The organism is Paenibacillus sp. FSL M7-1046, from assembly GCF_038007405.1.
GTDB lineage: Bacteria > Bacillota > Bacilli > Paenibacillales > Paenibacillaceae > Paenibacillus_AQ.
Genome location: NZ_JBBOXB010000001.1, coordinates 1,851,759 through 1,873,347 on the forward strand (window position 1 = coordinate 1,851,759; position 21,589 = coordinate 1,873,347).

Below are 21,589 nucleotides of genomic sequence, written 5' to 3' on the forward strand. Positions count from 1 at the left end.
GAAATGTCCATGAAGATGGTCATTCTCGGGCTGCTGCTGGAGAAGGACAGGCATCCCTATGAGATTACACTCGTAATGAAAGAGCGCATGTATGACCGGATGATAAAGCTGCAGATGGGGTCGCTGTACTACGCTGTTGATAAACTGGCACAGGAGGGACATATCGAAGCTGTAGAGACCATCTCCAGCAACGACCGCCCGGATAAGACCATCTACCGGATTTCCGATAAGGGCAAAGCCCTGTTCGAACAGCTTGTCATTCAGCAGATCAAGAAGACCGATGAGGTCTTTCACCCGCTGTACATGGCTCTTGCGCTCTCGCGGTACATCGATCAGGGCAAGGTGGAGAAGCTGCTGCAGGAGCGGATACGCGAAGTTGAGCATCAGGTCAATTATGCTTATCAGGTGTACGAGGAGCATATCTCCATCGTCCCCCGGTCCGCGCTGCACTTGATGTACGGCAGATATGAGCATAGCCTCACTGAGCTGAAGTGGCTTAAGCGGCTCTATGACGACGTAGCCGCCCGCAAGCTCAGTGACATTGGAACACCGCTCGATTTGCAATAAACGTTATACACTGGAGGCCCTCAGGGGCCTCTTTGCTGTTTAACACCGGTCAAAACCGTTTATTAACGAGCAACTGCAACTGAACACCAGGCGGATATATAGGGCAACTCCGCCTCCTAACTTATAAGAGAGCGAGGAACTCACACATGAGTGAAGAAAAGAAATTTCAAGGAGACAAACGCGACCATCCCGAGCAGTATCCAACCGACACTCCCAGTCTGTTCGACCTGGACGAAAGCGAGCAAAATGTGGATCCGATTCCGCTGGAAGACCTGAAGCTGGAGAAAGAAGAAGAGAAGGATAAAGAGGGCACGAAACACCGCTCCTCCAGCGACAAAAAATACCATACCGGTTTCTAAAGGTGTACAATATCCGGTATAACGTTAATCCTATTTCACGGAGGGATATTATTGCTGAAAACGCTGCCACTGCATACGCGCGGGATTCCAGCCAGCCGCATTGCTCTGGGCTGCATGGGACTGGGCGGAGGCTGGGACCATGAGCCGGTCACTGCCGGGAATGTCAGACAGGGACATGAGGCTGTTGAGGCTGCCCTGTCCATTGGAATCAACTTTTTTGATCATGCAGATATCTACACCCGCGGAAAAGCGGAAAAGGTATTCGGACAGCTCTTCAAAGACCGCCCCGGACTGCGGGAAGAGATTATTATCCAGTCCAAATGCGGCATCAAGCTGATTGAGCCAGGCGATACCTCTAACAGCTTCGACCTCTCCGGGGAGCATATTCTGAAGAGTGTCGACGGAACCCTCTCCCGGCTGGGCACGGAATATATTGATATTCTGCTGCTGCACCGTCCCGATCCGCTTATGGACCCCGAAGAAGTAGCCGAAGCGCTGCGGAAACTCAAAGCGGCGGGAAAGGTGCGTCACTTCGGCGTTTCCAACATGAGTGCCGCCCAGATCCGGCTGCTGGAGCATTATTGTGACGAACCGTTCGTCGTGAACCAGCTGCACATGAGTCTGGCCAAAATAAGCTGGCTGGATGCCATGGTCAGCGTAAACCGTGAACCCTGGAAAGACATCACCTTTCCCGAAGGTACCCTCGAATACTGCAGGACGCAGAACATCCAGCTGCAGGCGTGGGGTCCACTGGCCCAAGGCTTATTCAGCGGGCGTTCACTTACAGGCCAGCCTGAGAGTGTCGTGAACACGGCGGCAATGGTCCAAACGCTCGCCGAACAGAAGAACACCACCCCTGAAGTGATTGTCCTGTCTTGGCTGATGACTCATCCTGCGGCCATCCAGCCGGTAATCGGGACGGTGAATCCGCAGCGGATCGCCGCCTGTGCGGGCGCGGACAAGCTGGAGCTTACGCGCAAGGAATGGTACGACCTGTATGTCAGCTCGCGCGGCGAGAAGCTGCCGTAAGCCTCACATCCTCATTCGCATACCAAAAGGAGCGTCATCTCCGGTTCATGAAGCCGGAGATGACGCTCCTTTTATGTTCTATTCCTGATTCTAATTATTCTTCACCTGCTCAAAGTTGTTCTTGAAGGTGAAGTTAACCGATTTGCCTTGCAGACTGTCATTATCAAAGCCGAGGCCCGTATCATCAACAAAAGTCACGTTATAGGCCAGATGCATCGTCTTCTTGGCAGGAAGAATCAGGTTCGGGAGGTTGGCATCCCGGCCTGCCCCGCTGTTGTACAAATCCTTAAGTGAACCTACATAAGCATCGGAAACGCTAACCAGTACAGTCTGGCCGTTATTGTCTACGCGGTATGTCCAGTCGAGCACGGCTTCTCTGGCAATTGCGAAGGCTTCCTGTCCGTTGCGTGCCAGTGCCTTCAGGAAGGAAGGACCGTTAATCAACGATTTGAACAGCCGGTCTGCAGCTTCGTTCACCTCATTGAGTGCATCGGCATTAAGAGTGACGCCGCCTGGTGCAGCCAAAGCGGCTACAGTAACTACCGCTTGCTCACCGAATGCGAGCGCATCGGCCTGCTGTGCAGGTGTTCCTTCCGGGATGGCAATCAGATCGGTCAGTTTGGCATCCAGCGTTCCGGTATTTTTGATCAGCATGGCGCGGGTGTGGGTATCTTTCGGTGCCCACAATCCTGTTCCCATACGTCCGGCATCGGAGTCGCCCGTATAGAACATCGGGCCTTCAACCGGCACGTCATTGCGGTGAGTACTTAAGGACAACGTACCGGAAGCAAAGGTGTTGCCGGTGTTTTGGGCGGAGCTGGTGAACAAGGCATACGTGCCTCCACCAATGGCGGCGCAGAGCAGCACCACGGAGGAAAATGCGGCAATCAGCATTTTTTTCTTTTTCATCATTGAAGTAAGCTCTCCTTATTAAAAAAGGGGGGCAACCCCCTTTTTATTTGATTTTTAGTTATAGACCCGTTCGTTATAGTGCTTAGTTATTTTTAGTCTGCTCTGCATCTACTTTAATGGAGGCTGTACCCGACTTACCTTGGTAGCTGTTGTCAGCTGCTTTCGGGAACTCTGCTTTGACATAAATCGTCTCCGATCCGCCCACAGCAAGCACACGGTCGGCGACGGTAAGCGGTACCGTTCCAGCCGCATCAGAGTACGCGGTAATGACCAGCGGGGTTGCTCCGCCGCCGAGGTCGCCGCCTGCAGCCAGCGAGAGATCATAACGCAGCTCAAGCGTTCCTTTGTTACTAACTACTACAGGCTGGATTTCAGAATCTCCCGGAGCCCAATTTGTGATGTTGAAATATTTCTGCTGAGCTTCATCCTTCTTATCCAGTTCAATCTTGAGCGTGCCAGCAGCAAACGTATTGCCTGTATTCTGTGCGGAACTCGTAAAGATAGCGAAGGATCCCCCGGCAATTAATGTTGCCCCCAGTGCTGTAGTCGCCATTGCCATTGCCATCGTTTTTTTGAGATTTGCCATTGTTATTTGTCTCCTCCTGGATCTCCATGAATGGAGTATGTTATGAATTATTTATTGAATCTTCCCTAACCACGTTAGGAGAAGCATCAACCGTTCGTAACAGGCGGGGATTCTCCGGGCGCAAGCTGCACCTCTACAGGATCCTCCATGCGCATGATCGATTTGAAGATTGTAATAAGGGAAGAGATGACGAGGAAAATTCCCGGAATAACCATTACGACAATAATCCCGGCGGTCGATTTTACCCAGTTCATGAAATATCCCAGAAACGGAACGGTAAAGTCCGCGTACTGTGCAACAACATTACTCGAAGGAATAGGATCTGCATCCTGCGCATCGTTATTGTCGCCTTTGGTGATATACCGGGTGTTTTCTCCCGAGCCGAGCACGCTGACAATGCGGTGGGTAATCAGGCTGTTTGATCCATCCAGGGCTTTGTAAGTGATTACATCTCCTGGTTTAAAAGATCCCTGACTCTGTTCACTCACCGGTTTGACGGCAATGACAGCCCCCGTCTGGATTCCGGGCTCCATGGAGCCGGAGAGCACCGTTAGAATTTCCTTGCCCAGAATCTTGGGTGTTCCGCCATTCATCCGGCTAGTGATTGCAGATACCAGCGTAAGTAGAAAAATGAGAATTAACACATACATCAATAGGTTACGAGTCCATTTAAGTATCACTGGAGAGCACCGCCTTGTTTAGAATACGCCTTGCTTTTCGCCTATTTTTACCGTTATGCTGTCAGGATTCGCGTCCGGGGCAGGGGCTTCAGGCTTTGCTTGCTCCTCAGCTTCGAGCTTCGCTTTCTCCTCGGCTTCGAGCTTCGCTTTATCCTCAGCTTCGAGCTTCGCCTTCTCCTCAGCTTCGAGCTTCGCTTTATCCTCAGCTTCGAGCTTCGCTTTATCCTCGGCTTTGAGCTTCGCTTTATCCTCAGTTTCGAGCTTCGCCTTCTCTTCGGCTTCGAGCTTCGTCTTCCTCTCAGCTTCGAGCTTCGCTTTCTCCTCGGCTTCGAGCTTCGCCTTTTTCTCAGCTTCGAGCTTCGCCTTTTCTTCCGCTTCGAGCTTCGCCTTCTTCTCAGCCTCTTTCAGTCCTTGGATTACGTCAGCGGCCTCTGTATGCATCAACGAGGTTTCGTCCGCATAACTCCTAGCCTGTTCGGCCGCGTTCGATGCCTGATGATAGGCTGCCTGCACATAAGCGTCCACTCTTCTGATGGAGCTTAGCTTTCTAACCATCTCCTGAAATTCGCCCAGCGTTAGATTGGCTTGGCTGAGCAATTGTTCGAATACCGGGATATCGTTATTTTGTGCGGCTGTTAATTGATTAAAATCGACCTCATATGGAGAAAGTCTCTGGTTCACTTCATTGACTTGCTGCTCCAGCTCTAATTGCGAGCGTGTTAGATAGCCTTGAAGCTCAGCTAAAAAAGCAGCCGCGCCGGCCGCAGCCTCACGCGTTTGTGCAGCAGCCTCTTGAATACCTCCAATACGTCCCTCTGCGGTCTCCGAGTCCGTATTCTTATCCGTTATCTCCGCCAGCACCTCTCTCGCCGCTTCACGCTGCCAGGCAGCAAGCTTCATCGCTTCGCTGGCTTGGTTGGCAATATGATCGACCGTGCTTGGAAACACAAATGCTGTGGTGATATTGGAGGATTCGGTTGCTGCGACGTTAGTCAGCAATGCATACGTGGGCGTTGTAATTTGGCCGATGCCATAAGCCGAAATCACTACGATCCCTGCAATTTGGGGAAGCGTATACCGACGGATATTTCTATTCCGGGAAGAACGTGAAAGCCTCACAGGAGCCTCTCCTTTAGCTGCTTGCAATTTCCTGCAAACAAAGTAATCTATTAACACCCAGCCTTTATGACGAACGTTATTCGTTCGTTATTAAGAACTATGACGTAAGTATATGCCATTACTCCTACAAATCAAAAATCTCATTTTGTTGCAATATTCTTAATAAAGAACGATTTATAGTTAATTTTCTGCTTTTAGCTTCATTTTCCTCAGCTTATCGTACTTTTTAACGAACGTTTTCGCATGAAAAATCTAAATGATACCGCAGAGGGAATAAAAATAATGGGGATGTGGAGTGGAAACGACATAAAAGGGGGATCATTCATACCGGAACTGATTCTATAGTGCTTTGTCCGTCTTCCGGTTATTTGTTATACTGTAACAAAAAGTACGGAGGGGCGTTTTTATCGTGCCAGATAATATGGGAAGTCGCATCCACCATCTCCGTCTGGAAAAAGGCTTGTCTCTTTCGGAGCTTGCGGATAAGGCTGATGTGGCGAAATCATACTTAAGCAATGTGGAAAGAAATATACAATCTAACCCCTCTATTCAATTTATTGAAAAAATCGCTGACGCACTTCAGGTGTCCATTCATGCGCTGCTTTACGGCGAGCCTTCCGATGTGCAGGAGTCACCTCTGGATGGAGAATGGTCCCGGCTCGTACTGGAAGCTATGGCTTCGGGTATAAGCAAGCGGGAATTCAAAGAGTTCTTGGACTATCAAAAATGGCGGCTGGAGCAGAAGGATTCCTGATTCATGCAGGTTCCTTCTACTGCCGGTCATACAGAAAGGGCACAGCGGAGAGATCCGCTATGCCCTTTCTGTATGTACAAAACTTTTAGCAACCAACCGCTACATCGCCTGTAAAGTCTTCTCATTAAAAAATTGGCGGATTTCATCCGCTTTGATGCCCGCCTGCTTAGCCGACATCAGCAAATATACCCATTCTAAATCCAGATCAACTGTCTGCAGTTCTCCGTTGTTCCCCTGGTTGGACTTATCCAAGAAATCTCCTCCTAAGATTACGCGTCCCCAGGCAGTCCGGCCGTCGTAGTATTTCTACATTAGACCCGAGACTTTGTGCCCCTGTCTTTCGGCAGGTTTACCCTTTACTGGATCCTTTACATGAAAGGATCTGGCTAGAAATTCATGAAACCGTTATCCGCAATAACATTATACAATATCTTACACGAAAAGTGTGTCGATTTATGGGAATATTGTATAAATAGAAACGGAAAATAATTGATTATTTTGCCAACAGCTTGTATGAATTACTCGATAACCCAAAAAAATTGTAGAACAAGCCTCTTTATCTATGTATGTATGTATATATGAAAACTGAAAACAACATTTTTATTTCGTTCATTTCAATCACACCGCCGCATCATTTTCATATAGTTAAGAAACCAAACTTATAATAGTTCTGTATGAATTAGGCACTGAATCATACCGTTTTGCGAACGGATTCAACCAAAGTATGAATTGATTACCCGCCTTGAAAGTTGCACAATAAGATGAGGAATGAAACCGCAAACATCGAAGCTCCACAAGGGCGCCGGCGAAATTTTGGCGCGCGTGGAGTTCATCCGTTAGGAGGATGTATTCATGGCAGCCAAAGATCCCTATAACGAAACTGTGTGGAGCAAGTATTACGGACCCAATCTGGGTTACATCCAAGAGAAATATGAGCAATTTGTAAAAGATCCAACTTTAGTAGAGCATAATTACCGCGATCTCTTCACCCTTTCCGGCCCCCCTCCATTGGCTCCTGATGCCGAACAGGCACCGCTGCCTGTGATTTCAGGAGATACTGAGTGGCTTAGAAAGGCCGTAAGGGCCTCCAAGCTGATCGCCAATATCCGCATACATGGCCATATGGCCGCCAATATCGACCCGCTGGACCGGGGAAACAATCCGATGGCGAAATATTTGGAGTACGAAACCTATGATCTGACCCGCGAGGATTTAATGGCTATGCCCGCCTCGCTGATCTGGGAGAATGCCCCGAATGACGTTCATACTGCTTGGGATGCCGTTCACCGGATGCGCCAGGCCTACACGCAGACCATTGCCTATGAATTCGGGCATGTGCGTGACGAGCAGGAGCTGCGCTGGCTGAACAGCCAGGCGGAATCTACCAGCTCTCCCGCGCCTCTAAACAACACAGAGCGCAAAGAATTGCTGAAAAGACTGATTCAGGTAGAGCAGTTCGAAACTTTCCTTCATAAAACCTTTGTCGGCCAGAAACGCTTCAGCCTGGAAGGCAATGACACCTTGGTGCCGATGCTGGATGAAATCGTGCGTGCTGCCGCTCATGACGGTGCCGAACATATCCTGATGGGTATGGCGCATCGCGGACGGCTCAACGTCCTGGCTCATATCCTGGGCAAACCTTATGATATTATTTTCTCGGAATTCCATCATTCGCCGAACAAGGAGCTGTTCCCTTCCGAAGGCTCCATGGGCATCAACTACGGCTGGACCGGCGATGTGAAATATCATCTCGGCGCTGACCGCGCCGTCCGTGAAGGAGAAACCGTCCGTACACGGATCACTCTGGCCAACAATCCGAGCCACTTGGAATTCGTCAATCCGGTGGTTGAGGGCTTCACGCGTGCGGCCCAGGAAGACCGCAGCACTCCGGGTCTGCCTAAGCTAAATACGAATAAAGCCATGGCTGTGCTGATGCATGGCGATGCTGCCTTCCCGGGTGAAGGCATCGTGGCCGAAACCCTTAATATCGGCAAGCTTAAAGGTTATCAGAACGGCGGTACAGTGCATATCATCGTCAATAACCGGATCGGATTCACGACGGAAAGTGAAGATTCCCGTTCTACCCACTATGCCAGTGACCTGGCTAAGGGTTATGAAATTCCGATTGTGCATGTCAATGCCGATGATCCGGAGGCTTGCATTGCCGCCGTCCGTCTGGCCAGCGCCTACCGCAATCTGTTCAAGAAGGATTTCGTGATTGACTTGATCGGCTATCGCCGCCATGGACATAATGAAATGGATGATCCGGAAACGACACAGCCGATTGTTTATGGTAAAGTGCGCAATCATCCTACTGTATACAAAGTGTACGCGGAACGGCTGCAGGAGGAGAGAGTTATTACGGCTGAAGACGTTACATCAATGAACGCCGAAGTTGAAGGCGTACTGCAGCAAGCCTTTGATAAGATGAAGGAAGGCAAGCATAAGAACGCAGAGGCCAAAACCGCAGTTGCACTGGACAGCGTACGTACACCGCAGCGTCCTACAGCGGTTCCGCTTGACAACCTGCAGGAAATTAACCGGGAGCTGCTGTCGGTGCCGGACGGCTTCCAGGTCTATCCGAAGCTGGAGCGGATTCTGCAGCGCCGCAAAGACGCTTTGAATGATGGAGAACGTGTTGACTGGGCACTCGCAGAAGCCCTCGCCTTCGCTACGATTCTGAAGGACGGCACACCGATTCGCCTCAGCGGCCAGGACTCCCAGCGCGGCACCTTCGCGCACCGCCATCTGGTGCTGCATGACAGTGATACAGGGGCACTTTTCTCTCCGCTGCATCAGCTTAAGGACTCCAGCGCCTCCTTCGGGGTGTATAATAGTCCGCTGTCTGAAGCGTCAGTACTCGGGTATGAATACGGCTATAACGTGTTTGCCCCGGAAACCTTTGTCATCTGGGAAGCGCAGTATGGTGATTTCGCCAACGCCGGGCAGGTCATTATCGACCAGTTCATTGCTGCCGGACGCGCCAAATGGACCCAGCGCAGCAACCTGGCGATTCTGCTGCCGCACGGCTACGAAGGCCAGGGACCAGAGCATTCCAGCGGAAGGCTGGAACGGTTCTTGCAGCTGTCGGCTGAAGAGAACTGGACTGTAGCCAATCTGACCTGTGCGTCGCAGTATTTCCACCTGCTCCGCCGCCAAGCTGCCCTGTGCGGCAGATCGGATGCCCGCCCGCTGGTGGTCATGGCTCCGAAAAGCCTGATCCGCAACACACGCAGCACTTCCCCGGGAGCCGAACTGGCTTCGGGAAGCTTCCAGCCGGTCCTGCCGGAGCCGCTTCTGGGCAGCAAGCCCGGCGAGGTTAAACGGCTGGTTGTCTGCAGTGGTAAGGTCGCTATCGACCTGCAGGCCGAGCTGGATTCAGCCAAGGGGCAGGATTGGTCCTGGCTGCACATTCTGCGGCTGGAGCAGCTCTACCCGTTCCCGGAACGGGAACTGGCCGCTCATCTGAGCACCTTCCGCTCCCTGCAGGAAATCATCTGGGTACAAGAAGAACCTAAGAATATGGGCGGTTGGAGTTATGCCGAACCACGGCTGCGCGCCATCGCCCCGCAGAATGTCAAAGTGCAGTATATCGGCCGTCCGGAACGTTCCAGCCCGGCCAGCGGTTACGCCGATGTGCATAGCTTTGAACAGCGGCGTATAGTTACGGAAGCCCTGAAACTAAATTCGCAAGTACAAGCGGCTGTACCGTCCTCCTGAAAAGGGACGGTGTCACGATAACGTTAACTATTATATTTGGGGAGGTAAGGGCCTGTGTCCGAAATTAAAGTACCCGATCTGGGCGAATCCATTTCCGAAGGAACGATCTACAAATGGCTGGTTAAAGAGGGCGATACTGTCGGCCAGGGGGATGTGCTTGCTGAGCTTGAAACCGACAAGGTCAATCTTGAAATCAGCGCGGAGGAGGACGGCGTCATCTCCTCCATCCTGCGCCAGGCCGGCGAGAATGTAGCCGTCGGCGAGGCTATCGGCGTGATCGGCAGCGCAGACGCTGCTGCCGGAAATGCGCCGCAGGCCGCTGCGGGCGGCAAGCCCGAGGCGGCACCTGCCCCAGGCAGCGTTGCACCTGCCGCTGCCGCACCTGTGGCAGCGCCTTCGGACGCTGCCGTTCCTGCCGCCGCACCCGAAGGTGCGGCAGGCAATGCGGCCCTGGCTTCGCCGGGGGCGCGCAAGCTCGCGCGGGAGCGGGGCATCGACCTCGGCGAGGTCAGTGCCCGCGACCCTATCGGCCGGATTGGCCAGGCCGATGTGAAGGACCATGGCGCAGCCGGCCCAGGGGCCGCTGTGCCCGTGTCTCCGGCGCCGCAGGGCAAGCCGGAGCCTGCCAAAGCTGCGGCGGGCAAAGCGCCGCAGCAAGAGGACGGCAAGGCCGTGGAGCGCAAGCGCATGTCGCGCAGACGGCTGACGATCGCCAGCCGCCTGGTCGAAGCGCAGCAGACCGCGGCCATGCTGACCACCTTCAACGAGGTGGACATGACCGCCATCCTCGACATCCGCAAGCGCCGCAAGGATGCCTTCAAAGAGAAGCATGAAGTCGGACTGGGCTTCATGTCCTTCTTCACTAAGGCTGTGATCGGCGCGCTCAAAGCCTATCCGCTGCTGAATGCCGAGATCGACGGCGAAGATCTGCTGCTCAAGAAATATTATGACATCGGCATCGCCGTCGCTGCCAAGGAAGGGCTGGTTGTACCGGTCGTCCGCGATGCGGACCGGCTCAGCTTCCCTGAGATCGAACGGCGGATCGGCGAGCTCGCCTCCAAAGCACGCGCCAATACGCTCAGCCTGCAGGAGCTGCAGGGCGGCACGTTCACCATTACCAATGGCGGCGTGTTCGGCTCACTCTTGTCCACGCCGATTCTCAATACGCCGCAGGTTGGTATCCTCGGCATGCACAAGATCCAGCTCCGTCCGATCGCCCTGGACGAAGAAAGAAGCGCCAACCGCCCGATGATGTACATCGCGCTTTCCTACGATCACCGCATCGTGGACGGCTCCGAAGCGGTAAGCTTCCTCGTCAAGGTCAAGGAACTGCTGGAGGATCCGGAAGCGTTGCTGCTGGAAGGGTAACCCTCCAGTAGCAGCCTTCACTCCTTCAGCCCATAGACAAACAGGCATCCGGAGAGCGAGCACGCCCAACCGGATGCCTGTATTTATTGTTATAACTGATGAATCGAGGAAGCAATTATTTCCAGATTTATCATGGTACAAAAGGTAACCCGTCAGAACTGCCTGCCTATAACCCTCCCTGGATTAACTCTGCTGCCAGCTCCAGCAGCTGCTCCTTAGTCAACGTCCGGTTGCCGTAGGTACTAACTGTGTAATACGCATCCTGTTTCTCGTTGTACCAACTTAGGTAATGATAGCTTACATACGGCTTGACAACTCGGTTGTAGACAATCTCCCTGCCCGCTACCTCCAGCTTCTCCGCGGCAGCATCATCATCTTGCATAAATTGAACATAGCCGCCATACAGCGGGGTTGCACTAATACTAATGTTTGCTCCCTGCTTCGTATACACGCCTTCGAACCAGCCCGCTTTAGTCCACGGCAAGATCTTCATAAACAGATTTCGGCCGGTATTCTGCCTCGCCTCGGCAATCAGCTCGTTAAGAGTCTGACGGTAAAGCGGATTACTACTGATCTCTGCATCGGATGGACCTAGGGGAGAGATCTTTCCCTTTGTAAAAGTATAACCCTTAGCTTCCTTGGGGAGTATCGGCAAGTTCAGCTTGTTCATCTCTGCAAGGAGTGCCGGATAATCATTCAGCTCCAGATCCTTAGACTTAAACTGCAGAGCGGATACTGCTCCTTCTGGAAGGGCTTCTCCTCTGAAGAAATAAGCAATCAGCTCTCCCGGCTCCGCGAAATCCATCAGCTTATGCATATATTGATAGTACGGTGCAGGAGCAGCCTTTCCCCAATTCGGATCCGTTGCCTGATGCTGCACCTTAACCTCGCCTGCCTTATTACGGATCTGAATGTACTCCGTAGCGGCATAAGCCGTTACGGTAATCAGCAGCAGCATAACCAGCATTCCTGAAGTAGCCGCTGTTTTGCCGGCAAATCGGATCCCACGCGGACCTTGCTTCTGATCTGACTTCTGATCCAGTGTCCGAATGCGGGCCATCACCTTGTCTGTCACCTCAATGGTGTGAAGCTGCTGCTCAGGAGCTGCCGCCGCTGTTATATCTTGGTACTCACTATGGATTCCGGTTCGTTCCAAGAGATCCCCTCCTCTATCTGCATAAATTCCCTGACTTTCCGTTTAATCCGTTCCATCCGCTTGTGCAGCGCATTAGGACTGCTGTTCAGAATGTGGCCCATCTCCTGAAAAGTCAGCTCCTCAAACACCCGCAGCACAAGAATATTCCGCTCCTCCAGTGACAGCTGCATCAGCGCTAACTCCAGAGCAGGGCTAAACAGCCGCGCTTCCATCTGTTGCTCCGCGCTCGCAGCTACCGTCTCCGGCCGGAAGATCCGCAGAATATGCCTCTGCAGCCGGCGTCGGCGCAGCAGATTAAGACAATGATTGCCGGCAATCCGGTAGAGCCAGGCGGAGAAGCTTACTTCAGGCTTGTACCCTCTGATTGATTGATAGGCTTTTACCAAAATGTCCTGAACAGCATCCTCCGCATCCTGCCTGTTCCCAAGCAGACGGCAGCAATAACGGTATATTGGCTGCTGAAAAATCTCGACAATGCAGGCGTATTGCTCCCGGTCCCCCTTTTGAACTTGTTCGATTACAGCCTCCACCTGTTTCATATCCCTTAAATGCTCCTGTGACGTTGCCAGCACCTCCTTACTTGTTTATCTCTATAACACTTGTGCCCTGCAAAAAGTGCCTATGCCTGAATTTTTTCTGTACGCCCCGAACTATTTTCCATCCTATACATTTCGAGCAGCGGCAGCACAGTCCTCTTACTGAACCGTGAGTATACAAAAAAGAGATATCCGCCTGCCGTTTGCACGAAAGGCCGGGATATCTCTTTTTCGAATAACTATTCTCTTTGTCTGTATACTTCTTAAGCCAACATGTTTGTATATGGTTAAGCCGTATGCCGTGAAGGCTTCAGGCTCATTCCCTTTTCTCTTGCCTGTCTCTGCACCGGAGGCTTTAAGGAAACCGCCAGAAGACAGGCTACAATACACAGTGCGCCGATGACGATGAAGGTAGGCTTGAACCCGCCGAGAGAAGCGGCGATGAACGAGCCGGACAACGCCCCGATTCCGAAGCCCTGATAGACAATGCCATAGTTCTTGCTATGGTTCTTAAGGCCGAAGAAGTCGCTGACAATCGCCGGGAACACCGTAATGTTGCCCCCGAAGCAGAAAGCAATGGTGGCCACACAAGCGAAGAACAAGCCGTAGCTCAAGGTCGCATAGCTTAAGGTTAGCATCGCCAAGGCTGTGACCAGAAGTGTGGCACTGACCAGCTTCAATCGGCTCATACGGTCGGACAACGCTCCAAGAATCAGGCGCCCTGCAGTATTGAAGATCGCGATCATCGCAACGGCATTGGCCGCTGTAGCGATATCCAGACCCGCCAGCTGCACCCCGATATCCTTAACAATGCCAATCAGGTAGAGGCCGCTCATGCAGGCGGTGAAGAAAATTACGAACAGCAGGTACGCTTCTTTGGTGCGCAGCATTTCTTTGACGGTATAGTCTTTCACTGCAGCCGGAATTGTTGCGGCTGAGGAATCCACCCCTCTGCTGTTTGCTTGTGCCAGTGCCGGAGCAGCCACAGGAGCTTCCCTGACCAGCAACGAGCCTGCGACAACCATGATCATGACGGCCAGGCCCCAATACAGGAAGGTATTCGATACGCCTGCCGACTCGATCAGGCTGCCGTTGATATATTTGAAGATCAGACTGCCGGTTCCGTAGGCGCCGACTGATACGCCGGAGATCAAGCCTTTATGTTTAGGGAACCACTTAATCAGATTGGATAACGAAGTAATATAAGCCGTGCCATCGGCATAACCCACGACTACGCCGGCCAGCAGGTAGAACATCAGGAGGGAGTTGGCCTGCGAGCTAAGCATCAGACCAAGTCCCAGCATAATCCCAGCGGAAGCGGTCAGCTTGCGGAGGCCAAACCGGTCCTGCAGTTTCCCGGCAAACAAGGTTGCGAAGGCAAGGGCAAAGCTAGTAATGGAAAAAGTTATCGAAACAGAGCTGAGCTCAAAGCCGAATTTGCTGACAAGCTGCGCATTAAACAGGCTCCACGTGTAGATTGTGCCCAGTCCCATTTGCATAATCACTGTACCCAGCACGATCATCCAGCGCTTGCTGCCAAATTTAGCCGTAGTCATGAGTCATTCCTTCTTTCTCTCTATTGTCGCTGCAAGGGCTTTCTTTGCTCCTTTATTGTAGCGAAACAACGCTTTCTTGAGAGAAATCGGGAATGAGATGACCGAATGCGGGAATGAAATGCCGCTACAGGCGCATAATCTGCCTGAATTCCTTGACCTTACTGCGGCTTACCGGCACTTCAAAGTCCAGATCACGAAGCCGGAGCAGATACGTATTATTGAACCAAGGGATAATTTCCTTGATCTTGGACAGATTCACAAGATAGGACCGGTGGCAGCGGAAAAAGCTGTCCTGCGGCAGCCGGCTGTGGAACTCGCTGATGCTCAGAGCCATGCTGTATTCCTCTCCCTTAGTCATTACGCTCGTTGTCTTCTCCTGCGCTGAAGCATAATAAATCTCATCGGCATCGACAACGATGATTTTCTCGTTTTTCCACAGATTGACCTTGTTGCTGACCGCAAGATGCCCTTCTTCTCTGGGACGGCTGCGCGCCGCGAATGCTGCTTCCAGCTTGTTCAGCATGGCTTTCATCCGCGATTCACTGTAGGGCTTCAGAATATAGTCGAATGCTTCAATCTCGAAAGCGTCGGCAGCATGCTCCTTGTAGGCAGTGATAAATACTATATAGGGTTTGACCGAAAACCTGCTGATATTCTGGGCCAGCAGCACGCCGTCGATGGACGGAATATTGATATCCAGAAAAATCACATCAACTTCCTCAGCCTGCAAAAATTTCAGCGCATCCAGTCCGTCCTCAAACTCGGCGGTGATCACTATATCGCTGTGTGCTCCGATCAGAAAGGCAAGCTCACTCCTTGCCAGCACTTCATCCTCTACAATTATCGCTTTCATCGCTTCTCCTTTGTGACGTCGAAATAAATTTCCGTCCCTTTATCCAGCCGGTGAATGATCAGACCCTTGCCATAAATCAGCTTTACCCGCTGATGTACGTTATATAGCCCAATTTTGTTATCCGGCATGCTTCCGCTGCAGACCTTCTCCATCGTCTCCTGCGCGATGCCTGCTCCGGTATCGGCGATGCCGATCCGCACGGTCTCTCCCCGGTCTTTTACCGAAATCGTCACCTTGCCCGGTCCCTTCACTTTCAAAATGCCGTGAACAATCGCATTCTCCACCAGCGGCTGAATAATCAGGCTGGGAATACGCACCTCCACTTCGTCGATATCATACTCAACGGCCAGGCGGCTGCCGAAGCGGGCTTTTTCAATCTCCACATATTGCTGGACCTGCTGCAGCTCACGCCGGATATCAATGAATTCATCGGTCAGCTCCAGATTGTATCTCATATAGCCTGACAGGTTGATGATCAGCTCCCGTGCCTTATCCGGGTTAATCCGGATCAGGGAACTAATCGCGTTCAGCGCATTGAACAGAAAATGGGGATTAATGCTAGTCTGCAGCGCCTTCAGCTCGGCTTTGTTAGCCATCTCCTTAATGCCTTCGACCCGCGATACCTCCATCAGCGTCGAAATCATCTGCGACAGCCCTACCGCCATTGCCTGCAGCGAGTAAGTGATTTTGTGGGCTTTGGTATAGTAAATTTTCAGTGCTCCGGTCACTTCGCTTTTCTCTTTCAGGGGAATGATAATCAGCGACCGGATTGCCCGGTTCATATATTCAGTATCGTCATCGCGGATCGTAATTTCGCCGTCCCTCAGCGTCTTTTTCGTCTCTTCACTGATAATCTCGTTCGTCTCGGTGTAATATTCCTCTCCCACTCCGACATAGGCGCGGATGAAGCGGGTATCGGTGATCGCTACCGCATCAGCACCGATGTCCTCCTTGATAATCCCGCAAATGGTGCGCAGCGACTGGGGATTGATGTTGCGGAAATACGGCAGCGTCTTATTAGCAATATCCAGCGCCAGCTTGGACTGCTTCGCGGCAATCCGTTCCTTCTCTCCCTCCACACTCTGGACAAGCATAACAATAAGGCCGACACTGATCTGCCCCACAATCATCGGAAAAGCGATCTTCGAAACGATATCCACACCCAGCGATGAAGGATCTGCCATAACCAGAATAAGCAGCATGGTCAGTGCTTCGCAGCCCATCCCGGCCAGGATACCGGCAATCCAGCGGCGGTCAGCCGTGGTCCGGCGGTAAATAACGCTGGAGACAATTCCCGCCGTGACACTTGTAATCAGGCAGGGCACGGAGGTCACGCCGCCAATATCAATCAGAAAACGGTGAACCCCGGATATAATGCCAGTAATCAGTCCGACCCAAGGACCAAACAGAATCCCGCCGGCCATAATGGCGATAATCCGCACATTTACCAGTGAGCCGTCGACTTTAATGCCGCTGTAGGTTCCGAAGATCGCGAACAGGCTGAAGATCACCGTCACGATCACAAGATCCTGCGGAGCGTAAGCTCCTTTGACAAAAATCTCTTTAAACCGCGGCAGCCGGGTCAACACGAACAGGCACATCAGCAGCAGTGCCGCCCTTTCGAACAATTGCAGCAATATCGTCAAGTTATGTTCCACAGCCACGCCTCCAATGGTCAATCTATCGGTCCATTATAAGATGTGCCAAATCATAATAGCAATCCGCCCTATTGTCTTGTTAGAGTACCCAAGCCTGTAAATTCGGCCTTATAATAGAGGTATCAGATAAAAAAACCGTTGCTTTTATTTAATGCATGTCTTCAAACTGGAAGAGCTCTGGGGAAGCAGGGATTTAGTATTGAAAGTAGGGGCCCTAAAAGCCCGCAGCGGGTTCGTTTACTCGTAAACGGACTCAGGAGGCGCTAAGGAGAGTATAACACCTGTTTATTCTCTTTTGCGGACCCAGGCGACCTTATCTGCTCTGCGTTCTATCTAAAAACGGCCATCAGGGAGAAATAACTGCGCTGGAGTCCGTTGTCCTCCTGTAACTGGCTAAAAGCCCCAATTAAGTGCAACTCGGTCCGTTCGTAAATGCCTTTCTCCGCGTGTGATCAGAAAATGGTACTGTACCCATGATTCCTTAGGGCATACAGCAGCAGATTTTGGCGGGGAAGCGGTTTGAAGACACGCTCTAGTGCAACTATTTAAAGGAGGACCTATGCTGCTGATCCATACCGAGGAAGATCTCCTGCGGGCCGTGAGAGAAGACCCGTGGATGATGAATATTCTATCTGCCGCCCGAGCGCTGATGCTGCCCGATTCCTGGGTCTGCGCCGGATTTGTCCGCTCTAAAGTCTGGGATGTCCAGCATGGATTTACGGAAAGAACACCGCTGGCAGATATTGATGTTATTTATTATGATAGCAGCGACATCCGCGAAGAGACCGAAAAAGCCTGGGAAGCGAAGCTGCGGGCCGCCGATCCGTCCATCCCCTGGTCAGTCAAAAACCAGGCAAGAATGCATGTGGTTAACGATATTCCGCCCTATACCTCTTCTGTCGACGGCATGTCCAAATTTCCAGAGACGGCAACCGCTCTTGGGCTTTCGCTGGATGAACACGGTAATTTAAGGCTGGCCGCCCCTCATGGCATCCGGGATGTAATCCAAATGGAGCTCAGACCCACTCCGAGTTTTATAACCAACCGCCAGCTGCACTCTATCTATGAGAAACGGATCGCCAGCAAGAATTGGAGGTTGTTATGGCCTCGGGTGCAAATTACAGCTGTCGGCCAGCTTGCCCAAGAAGATAGGAACACTTGGTAATATCACTTCACTTCAGAACATTTACGAGCAGCATCCTTGCCGCTTGTTTGCTGTCTCCGTCCAACCAGACTCTGACTGTAGGGGCGGCTGGAGATGACTCCACTATGGAGACCAGGCTGGAAATCGTACCTTCTTCGTAGGTGCTGATAATCTTATTTTGATCAGACGCCAAATGCCTGATAATGATTTTGGTTGAGGCACCTACTGGAATAGTACTATTCTCTTGCCCGGGTTCAGTTGTTTCCGCTGTTTTCTTCAGCATACTATACTTAGGATTGTTATATAGGGTTATTGCGTCAGTCTGGGCAGCGGTCAAATCGCCGAACAGATCCGCCGTACTCTCATCTACGCCTGTCATGATCTGCTTGTTCTCATCTATGTATTCCATCTCCTGATCAGCAAAAGGCAGCAAGCTGCGATCCACCACCCCCGTCACAACACCTCCGCCAATGCCTGCCAGTAAAAAGAATCCAATGATCGCCGCAAGGAGCTGGTTTCCGGAAGGAGTGATCTTCAAGAGGACTTTATACAAGGCTATGCCAATCACACCTCCGGCACAGTTCAACAGAATATCATCAATATCACTGCTTCCCAGCGCAAAGATATATTGAATGATTTCAAAAGCCATACTAACCGAGAAGACAAAAGCAACCTTAAATCCCCAGGTCCTGCTCTTTCCTATATAAGCTGCAGCAAGGCCTAAGGGGATAAAGATCCCGATGTTGCCCAACACATTGGTCACCATTCTATCGCTGCCGATGGATTCATCTGTGAAAAATCCGTAAATCGTGTGGAGTGGGATCAAGTTCACACTTCTTAAGGCCGTGTCCGCCTCAAATATGCTTGTTATAGGAATAGTTTTGAACAAAATTACCTGAACAGTAAATAATGCATACACAATAAAGAGCAAATACACTATCACCTGAAGTCCCCTGCTTTTGTCCTGCTTTGAATCCATTGCTGCATCACCCTCTCGAATTTACAATTATGATAATTATTGTATACCATATGAGCGGGAGTTCAAATGAGAGCTAAATAGAAGAAGGGCAGGCTCAACGCAGAAATTCCTGCAGTGAGTCCGCCCTTCTTCACCTATTTTATTGTCTTTATGCGCCGGTTTGTTCCAGCATCCCCCGGGCAATCCATACCCCGGCGGCTCCGGCTTGAGCCAGACCGCGGGTGATGCCCGCACCATCTCCGCCGCAATACAGTCCGGAAATTTCCGTCTCCAGATTCTCTGTAAGCTTCGGACGGGCCGAATAAAATTTCGCCTCTACTCCATAGAACAGCGTATGTTCGGAGGCGATACCCGGGGTTACTTTTTCCAGGGCTTCCACCATTTCAATCAGGCTCTTCATGGTGTTGTACGGCAGTACCAGTCCCAGATCACCAGGTACCGCTTCCTTCAGCGTCGGCTCCAGGAACCCTTCCTTGATCCGCGTTTCCGTTGAACGCCGGCCACGGAGAATATCGCCGTATTTCTGTACAATCACGCCGCCGCTGGACAAATCATTCGCCCGCTTGCAGATTTCCCGGGCATATTCATTGGGCTTGTCGAAGGGCTCCGTGAACGTATGCGAGACCAGCAGGGCAAAGTTGGTGTTCTTCGAACCCAGTGCAGGGTCCTTATAGGAATGTCCGTTGGCCGCCATCACACCGCTGTGATTTTCCACAACAACATGTCCTGAAGGATTGCTGCAGAAGGTGCGGACACGGGTGCCTACAGATGTATTGAAAATGAATTTACCCTCATAAAGATGTTCATTGATCTCCCGCATTACCACATCCGAAGTTTCGACTCTTACACCTACATCGACCTGATTATTGTACATTTTCAGCCGGCGTTTTTTCAGCACCTCGGTCAGCCAGGCCGAACCGTCACGGCCCGGGGCAATCATAACCTTATCCGCCTCATGGCTTTCCCCGTTTTTCAGCGTAATGCCTGTAATGCGGTGCGTTCCATTGTCTTTTACAGTAACTATATCCTGAACCTCTGTCTTGAACAGCATTTCAATACGTGTTTTCAAATATTCATATATGGATTTAAGAATTTCCAGGTTTTGTTCCGTCCCCAGATGGCGCACCTGCGCCCGCAGCAGCTTCAGTCCGGCAGCATATCCCCGTTGCTCAATATTGCGGATGCTCTCGGTTGTCGGATCGGTAATGACCGGTGTTGCGCCATGCTCCAGGTTAATGCTGTCTACATATTCGATCAGCTCCAGCACTTTGGAGGGTGCCAAATAATCGGTCATCCAGCCGCCGAACTCCGTCGTGATGTTAAATTTACCGTCACTGTAGGCCCCTGCTCCCCCGAAACCGGCAGTAATTGAACAGGCAGGCAGACAGCCAGCAAATTCCTTGCGCCCCGAAGCGGGCGGACAGAGCTTGATCTTCTCCTCAAGGATCGGGCAATTGCGGCGGTAAATATCATGACCCTTGTCCACAAGCAGCACCTTCAGATCAGGAGCCTTTCGTGTCAATTCATAGCAGGCGAATATTCCGGCTGGACCCGCACCAACGACAATCACATCATATTTACTCATCTGTTTCTCTGTTCCTCCTAGGGAGAAACGGCATCGCCGTACTCATGCAGGCCATTGTCCGTTTCTGCGAAAATAGATAGTTTATTAACCACAACACAAAAATCCCGGATACTTCATAGGTATGCAAAATGCACCCTATTCGTAGCCAGGAATTTACGGTCCCCTGTAGAAACCCCCAAACCTTATCTTTGAGGATATACGAACAGCTTAACTTTATTATATGAGCCAATAGAAATTCTACAGATTATTCACGAATGTGTCAAGGACAAAACCATACAATAATTCGCCTTTAGATCTTAATTAGAGAATTTTTAGCTATAACCCCTTATTTTAATTCGCTTAAATACGAACATTATGCCGATCCCGGATTCCCTTATATTTGCTCTAATTCTCGTTTTGGAAGCTATCCGCAAGTGGAAGCCCTTGTTTTCGGAGTTTTCAAATTTTCGCCAGCCATATTTACGCAATTTTGATAATTTCAAATCTTAGCGCGGAATATCATGTCAAACCCCTGATCATGCTCCTCCCTTTGCTTGTCTCTATGATTTATCTGAAACAAAACTATATGAAGGTTTCCTCAGCCGTGCTGGCTGATTGAGCATCAGCAGAGCAACCCCTTCCCGATGCAGCTGGCGGTGATGGATATTGATAATTTCAAAAAGGTAAATGACCAGTATGGGCATTGGGTCGGAGATATCGTTCTTAAGCAGGTTGCAGGAATGGTACTGAAGCATATTGGCTCAGATGACTTTGCCGCACGTTACGGCGGAGAGGAATTCGTCATTATTCTGACCGCCAAGAAGCTGGAGGAATCAAGCGAGATTATAGGGCGGATCTTAAAGGGGATTGCAGGCATGCCGGTCAGCGAAATGGACGGTAAATCCATAACGGTGAGTATCGGGATGCATGACTATCGAGGGGAGGATTCCAAGAGCTCCACCTTTCAGCAGGCGGATGATGCCCTGTACGAAGCGAAGAAGACTGGCAAGAACAAAATTATCATTTTCTAAGCCGTCCAGTAGACATTT

The 21,589-nt window shown here is 51.2% G+C and carries 20 protein-coding genes and 2 riboswitches; of the genes, 8 read left to right on the top strand and 12 right to left on the bottom strand.

The genetic code is table 11. The features are described 5' to 3' along the window. Positions 1-3 precede the first annotated feature (3 nt). The 3 genes from NYE29_RS07940 to NYE29_RS07950 all read left to right on the top strand — a co-directional run bounded on the left by NYE29_RS07940 (position 4) and on the right by NYE29_RS07950 (position 1,955). Complete coding sequence (locus NYE29_RS07940; protein WP_340895249.1) at positions 4-567, top strand: PadR family transcriptional regulator; 564 nt, start codon at positions 4-6, stop codon at positions 565-567. 146 nt (positions 568-713) lie between these two features. Next, on the top strand, positions 714-926 hold the full coding sequence (locus NYE29_RS07945; RefSeq protein WP_340895250.1) for a hypothetical protein: 213 nt from the start codon (positions 714-716) through the stop codon (positions 924-926). Positions 927-977: 51 nt separating this feature from the next. Next, positions 978-1,955, top strand: a complete 978-nt coding sequence (locus NYE29_RS07950; RefSeq protein WP_340895251.1) for an aldo/keto reductase — start codon at positions 978-980, stop codon at positions 1,953-1,955. Between the two features lie 90 nt (positions 1,956-2,045). On the opposite strand, the gene NYE29_RS07955 is transcribed toward NYE29_RS07950, so the two are convergent. From NYE29_RS07955 to NYE29_RS07970, 4 genes are all read right to left on the bottom strand, one after another. Beyond that, a complete protein-coding gene (locus NYE29_RS07955) occupies positions 2,046-2,867 on the bottom strand; it encodes a TasA family protein (RefSeq protein WP_076111632.1) in 822 nt (273 codons plus the stop codon). Positions 2,868-2,949: 82 nt separating this feature from the next. Beyond that, entirely contained in the window at positions 2,950-3,453 is a 504-nt protein-coding gene (locus NYE29_RS07960) for a TasA family protein (RefSeq protein ID WP_076111630.1), read from the bottom strand. 86 nt (positions 3,454-3,539) lie between these two features. After that, positions 3,540-4,133 (bottom strand): signal peptidase I SipW, encoded by a 594-nt coding sequence (sipW, locus tag NYE29_RS07965; RefSeq protein WP_340895252.1) that lies wholly within the window; start codon positions 4,131-4,133, stop codon positions 3,540-3,542. 18 nt (positions 4,134-4,151) lie between these two features. Further along, the gene (locus NYE29_RS07970; protein ID WP_340895254.1) at positions 4,152-5,252 is read right to left on the bottom strand and encodes a hypothetical protein; all 1,101 of its coding nucleotides are present in this window, start codon (positions 5,250-5,252) and stop codon (positions 4,152-4,154) included. Positions 5,253-5,673: 421 nt separating this feature from the next. Here NYE29_RS07970 and NYE29_RS07975 point away from each other — a divergent pair, with 421 nt between their 5' ends. Then, positions 5,674-6,006 carry a helix-turn-helix domain-containing protein gene (locus tag NYE29_RS07975; RefSeq protein WP_038585105.1) on the top strand — a complete coding sequence of 111 codons (333 nt, stop codon included), beginning with the start codon at positions 5,674-5,676 and terminating at the stop codon, positions 6,004-6,006. Positions 6,007-6,105: 99 nt separating this feature from the next. Here NYE29_RS07975 and NYE29_RS07980 read toward each other — a convergent pair whose 3' ends face one another. After that, a complete protein-coding gene (locus NYE29_RS07980) occupies positions 6,106-6,258 on the bottom strand; it encodes an anti-repressor SinI family protein (RefSeq protein ID WP_081965649.1) in 153 nt (50 codons plus the stop codon). Between the two features lie 27 nt (positions 6,259-6,285). Continuing rightward, positions 6,286-6,370: riboswitch (cyclic di-GMP riboswitch) on the bottom strand. 488 nt (positions 6,371-6,858) lie between these two features. Between NYE29_RS07980 and NYE29_RS07985 the strand changes: the two genes are divergently transcribed. Then, entirely contained in the window at positions 6,859-9,726 is a 2,868-nt protein-coding gene (locus NYE29_RS07985; protein ID WP_340895257.1) for a 2-oxoglutarate dehydrogenase E1 component, read from the top strand. Between the two features lie 54 nt (positions 9,727-9,780). Then, on the top strand, positions 9,781-11,094 hold the full coding sequence (gene odhB, locus NYE29_RS07990) for a 2-oxoglutarate dehydrogenase complex dihydrolipoyllysine-residue succinyltransferase (protein ID WP_340895258.1): 1,314 nt from the start codon (positions 9,781-9,783) through the stop codon (positions 11,092-11,094). Between the two features lie 166 nt (positions 11,095-11,260). On the opposite strand, the gene NYE29_RS07995 is transcribed toward odhB, so the two are convergent. From NYE29_RS07995 to NYE29_RS08015, 5 genes are all read right to left on the bottom strand, one after another. Continuing rightward, complete coding sequence (locus NYE29_RS07995) at positions 11,261-12,250, bottom strand: hypothetical protein (protein ID WP_340895259.1); 990 nt, start codon at positions 12,248-12,250, stop codon at positions 11,261-11,263. Then, entirely contained in the window at positions 12,211-12,789 is a 579-nt protein-coding gene (locus tag NYE29_RS08000) for an RNA polymerase sigma factor (protein ID WP_076111618.1), read from the bottom strand. Before NYE29_RS08000 ends, NYE29_RS07995 begins: the two co-directional genes overlap by 40 nt. Positions 12,790-13,073: 284 nt before the next feature. After that, positions 13,074-14,342, bottom strand: coding sequence for an L-lactate MFS transporter (locus NYE29_RS08005; protein ID WP_340895261.1), 1,269 nt, complete (start codon positions 14,340-14,342; stop codon positions 13,074-13,076). A 124-nt stretch (positions 14,343-14,466) separates the two neighbouring features. Continuing rightward, positions 14,467-15,195 carry a LytR/AlgR family response regulator transcription factor gene (locus NYE29_RS08010; RefSeq protein ID WP_038585089.1) on the bottom strand — a complete coding sequence of 243 codons (729 nt, stop codon included), beginning with the start codon at positions 15,193-15,195 and terminating at the stop codon, positions 14,467-14,469. Then, on the bottom strand, positions 15,192-16,796 hold the full coding sequence (locus NYE29_RS08015; RefSeq protein ID WP_445322200.1) for a LytS/YhcK type 5TM receptor domain-containing protein: 1,605 nt from the start codon (positions 16,794-16,796) through the stop codon (positions 15,192-15,194). Before NYE29_RS08015 ends, NYE29_RS08010 begins: the two co-directional genes overlap by 4 nt. Before the next feature lie 619 nt (positions 16,797-17,415). Between NYE29_RS08015 and NYE29_RS08020 the strand changes: the two genes are divergently transcribed. Continuing rightward, positions 17,416-18,018 carry a nucleotidyltransferase family protein gene (locus NYE29_RS08020; protein ID WP_340899641.1) on the top strand — a complete coding sequence of 201 codons (603 nt, stop codon included), beginning with the start codon at positions 17,416-17,418 and terminating at the stop codon, positions 18,016-18,018. Positions 18,019-18,025: 7 nt separating this feature from the next. On the opposite strand, the gene NYE29_RS08025 is transcribed toward NYE29_RS08020, so the two are convergent. Together NYE29_RS08025 and NYE29_RS08030 are read right to left on the bottom strand one after the other, a co-directional pair. Continuing rightward, on the bottom strand, positions 18,026-18,976 hold the full coding sequence (locus tag NYE29_RS08025; RefSeq protein WP_340895267.1) for a VanZ family protein: 951 nt from the start codon (positions 18,974-18,976) through the stop codon (positions 18,026-18,028). Positions 18,977-19,124: 148 nt separating this feature from the next. Continuing rightward, positions 19,125-20,561 (bottom strand): NAD(P)/FAD-dependent oxidoreductase, encoded by a 1,437-nt coding sequence (locus NYE29_RS08030; RefSeq protein ID WP_076111610.1) that lies wholly within the window; start codon positions 20,559-20,561, stop codon positions 19,125-19,127. 122 nt (positions 20,562-20,683) lie between these two features. Continuing rightward, a riboswitch (purine riboswitch) is annotated at positions 20,684-20,783 on the bottom strand. A gap of 371 nt (positions 20,784-21,154) precedes the next feature. Between NYE29_RS08030 and NYE29_RS08035 the strand changes: the two genes are divergently transcribed. Beyond that, on the top strand, positions 21,155-21,571 hold the full coding sequence (locus NYE29_RS08035) for a GGDEF domain-containing protein (RefSeq protein ID WP_340899642.1): 417 nt from the start codon (positions 21,155-21,157) through the stop codon (positions 21,569-21,571). Positions 21,572-21,589 lie beyond the last annotated feature (18 nt).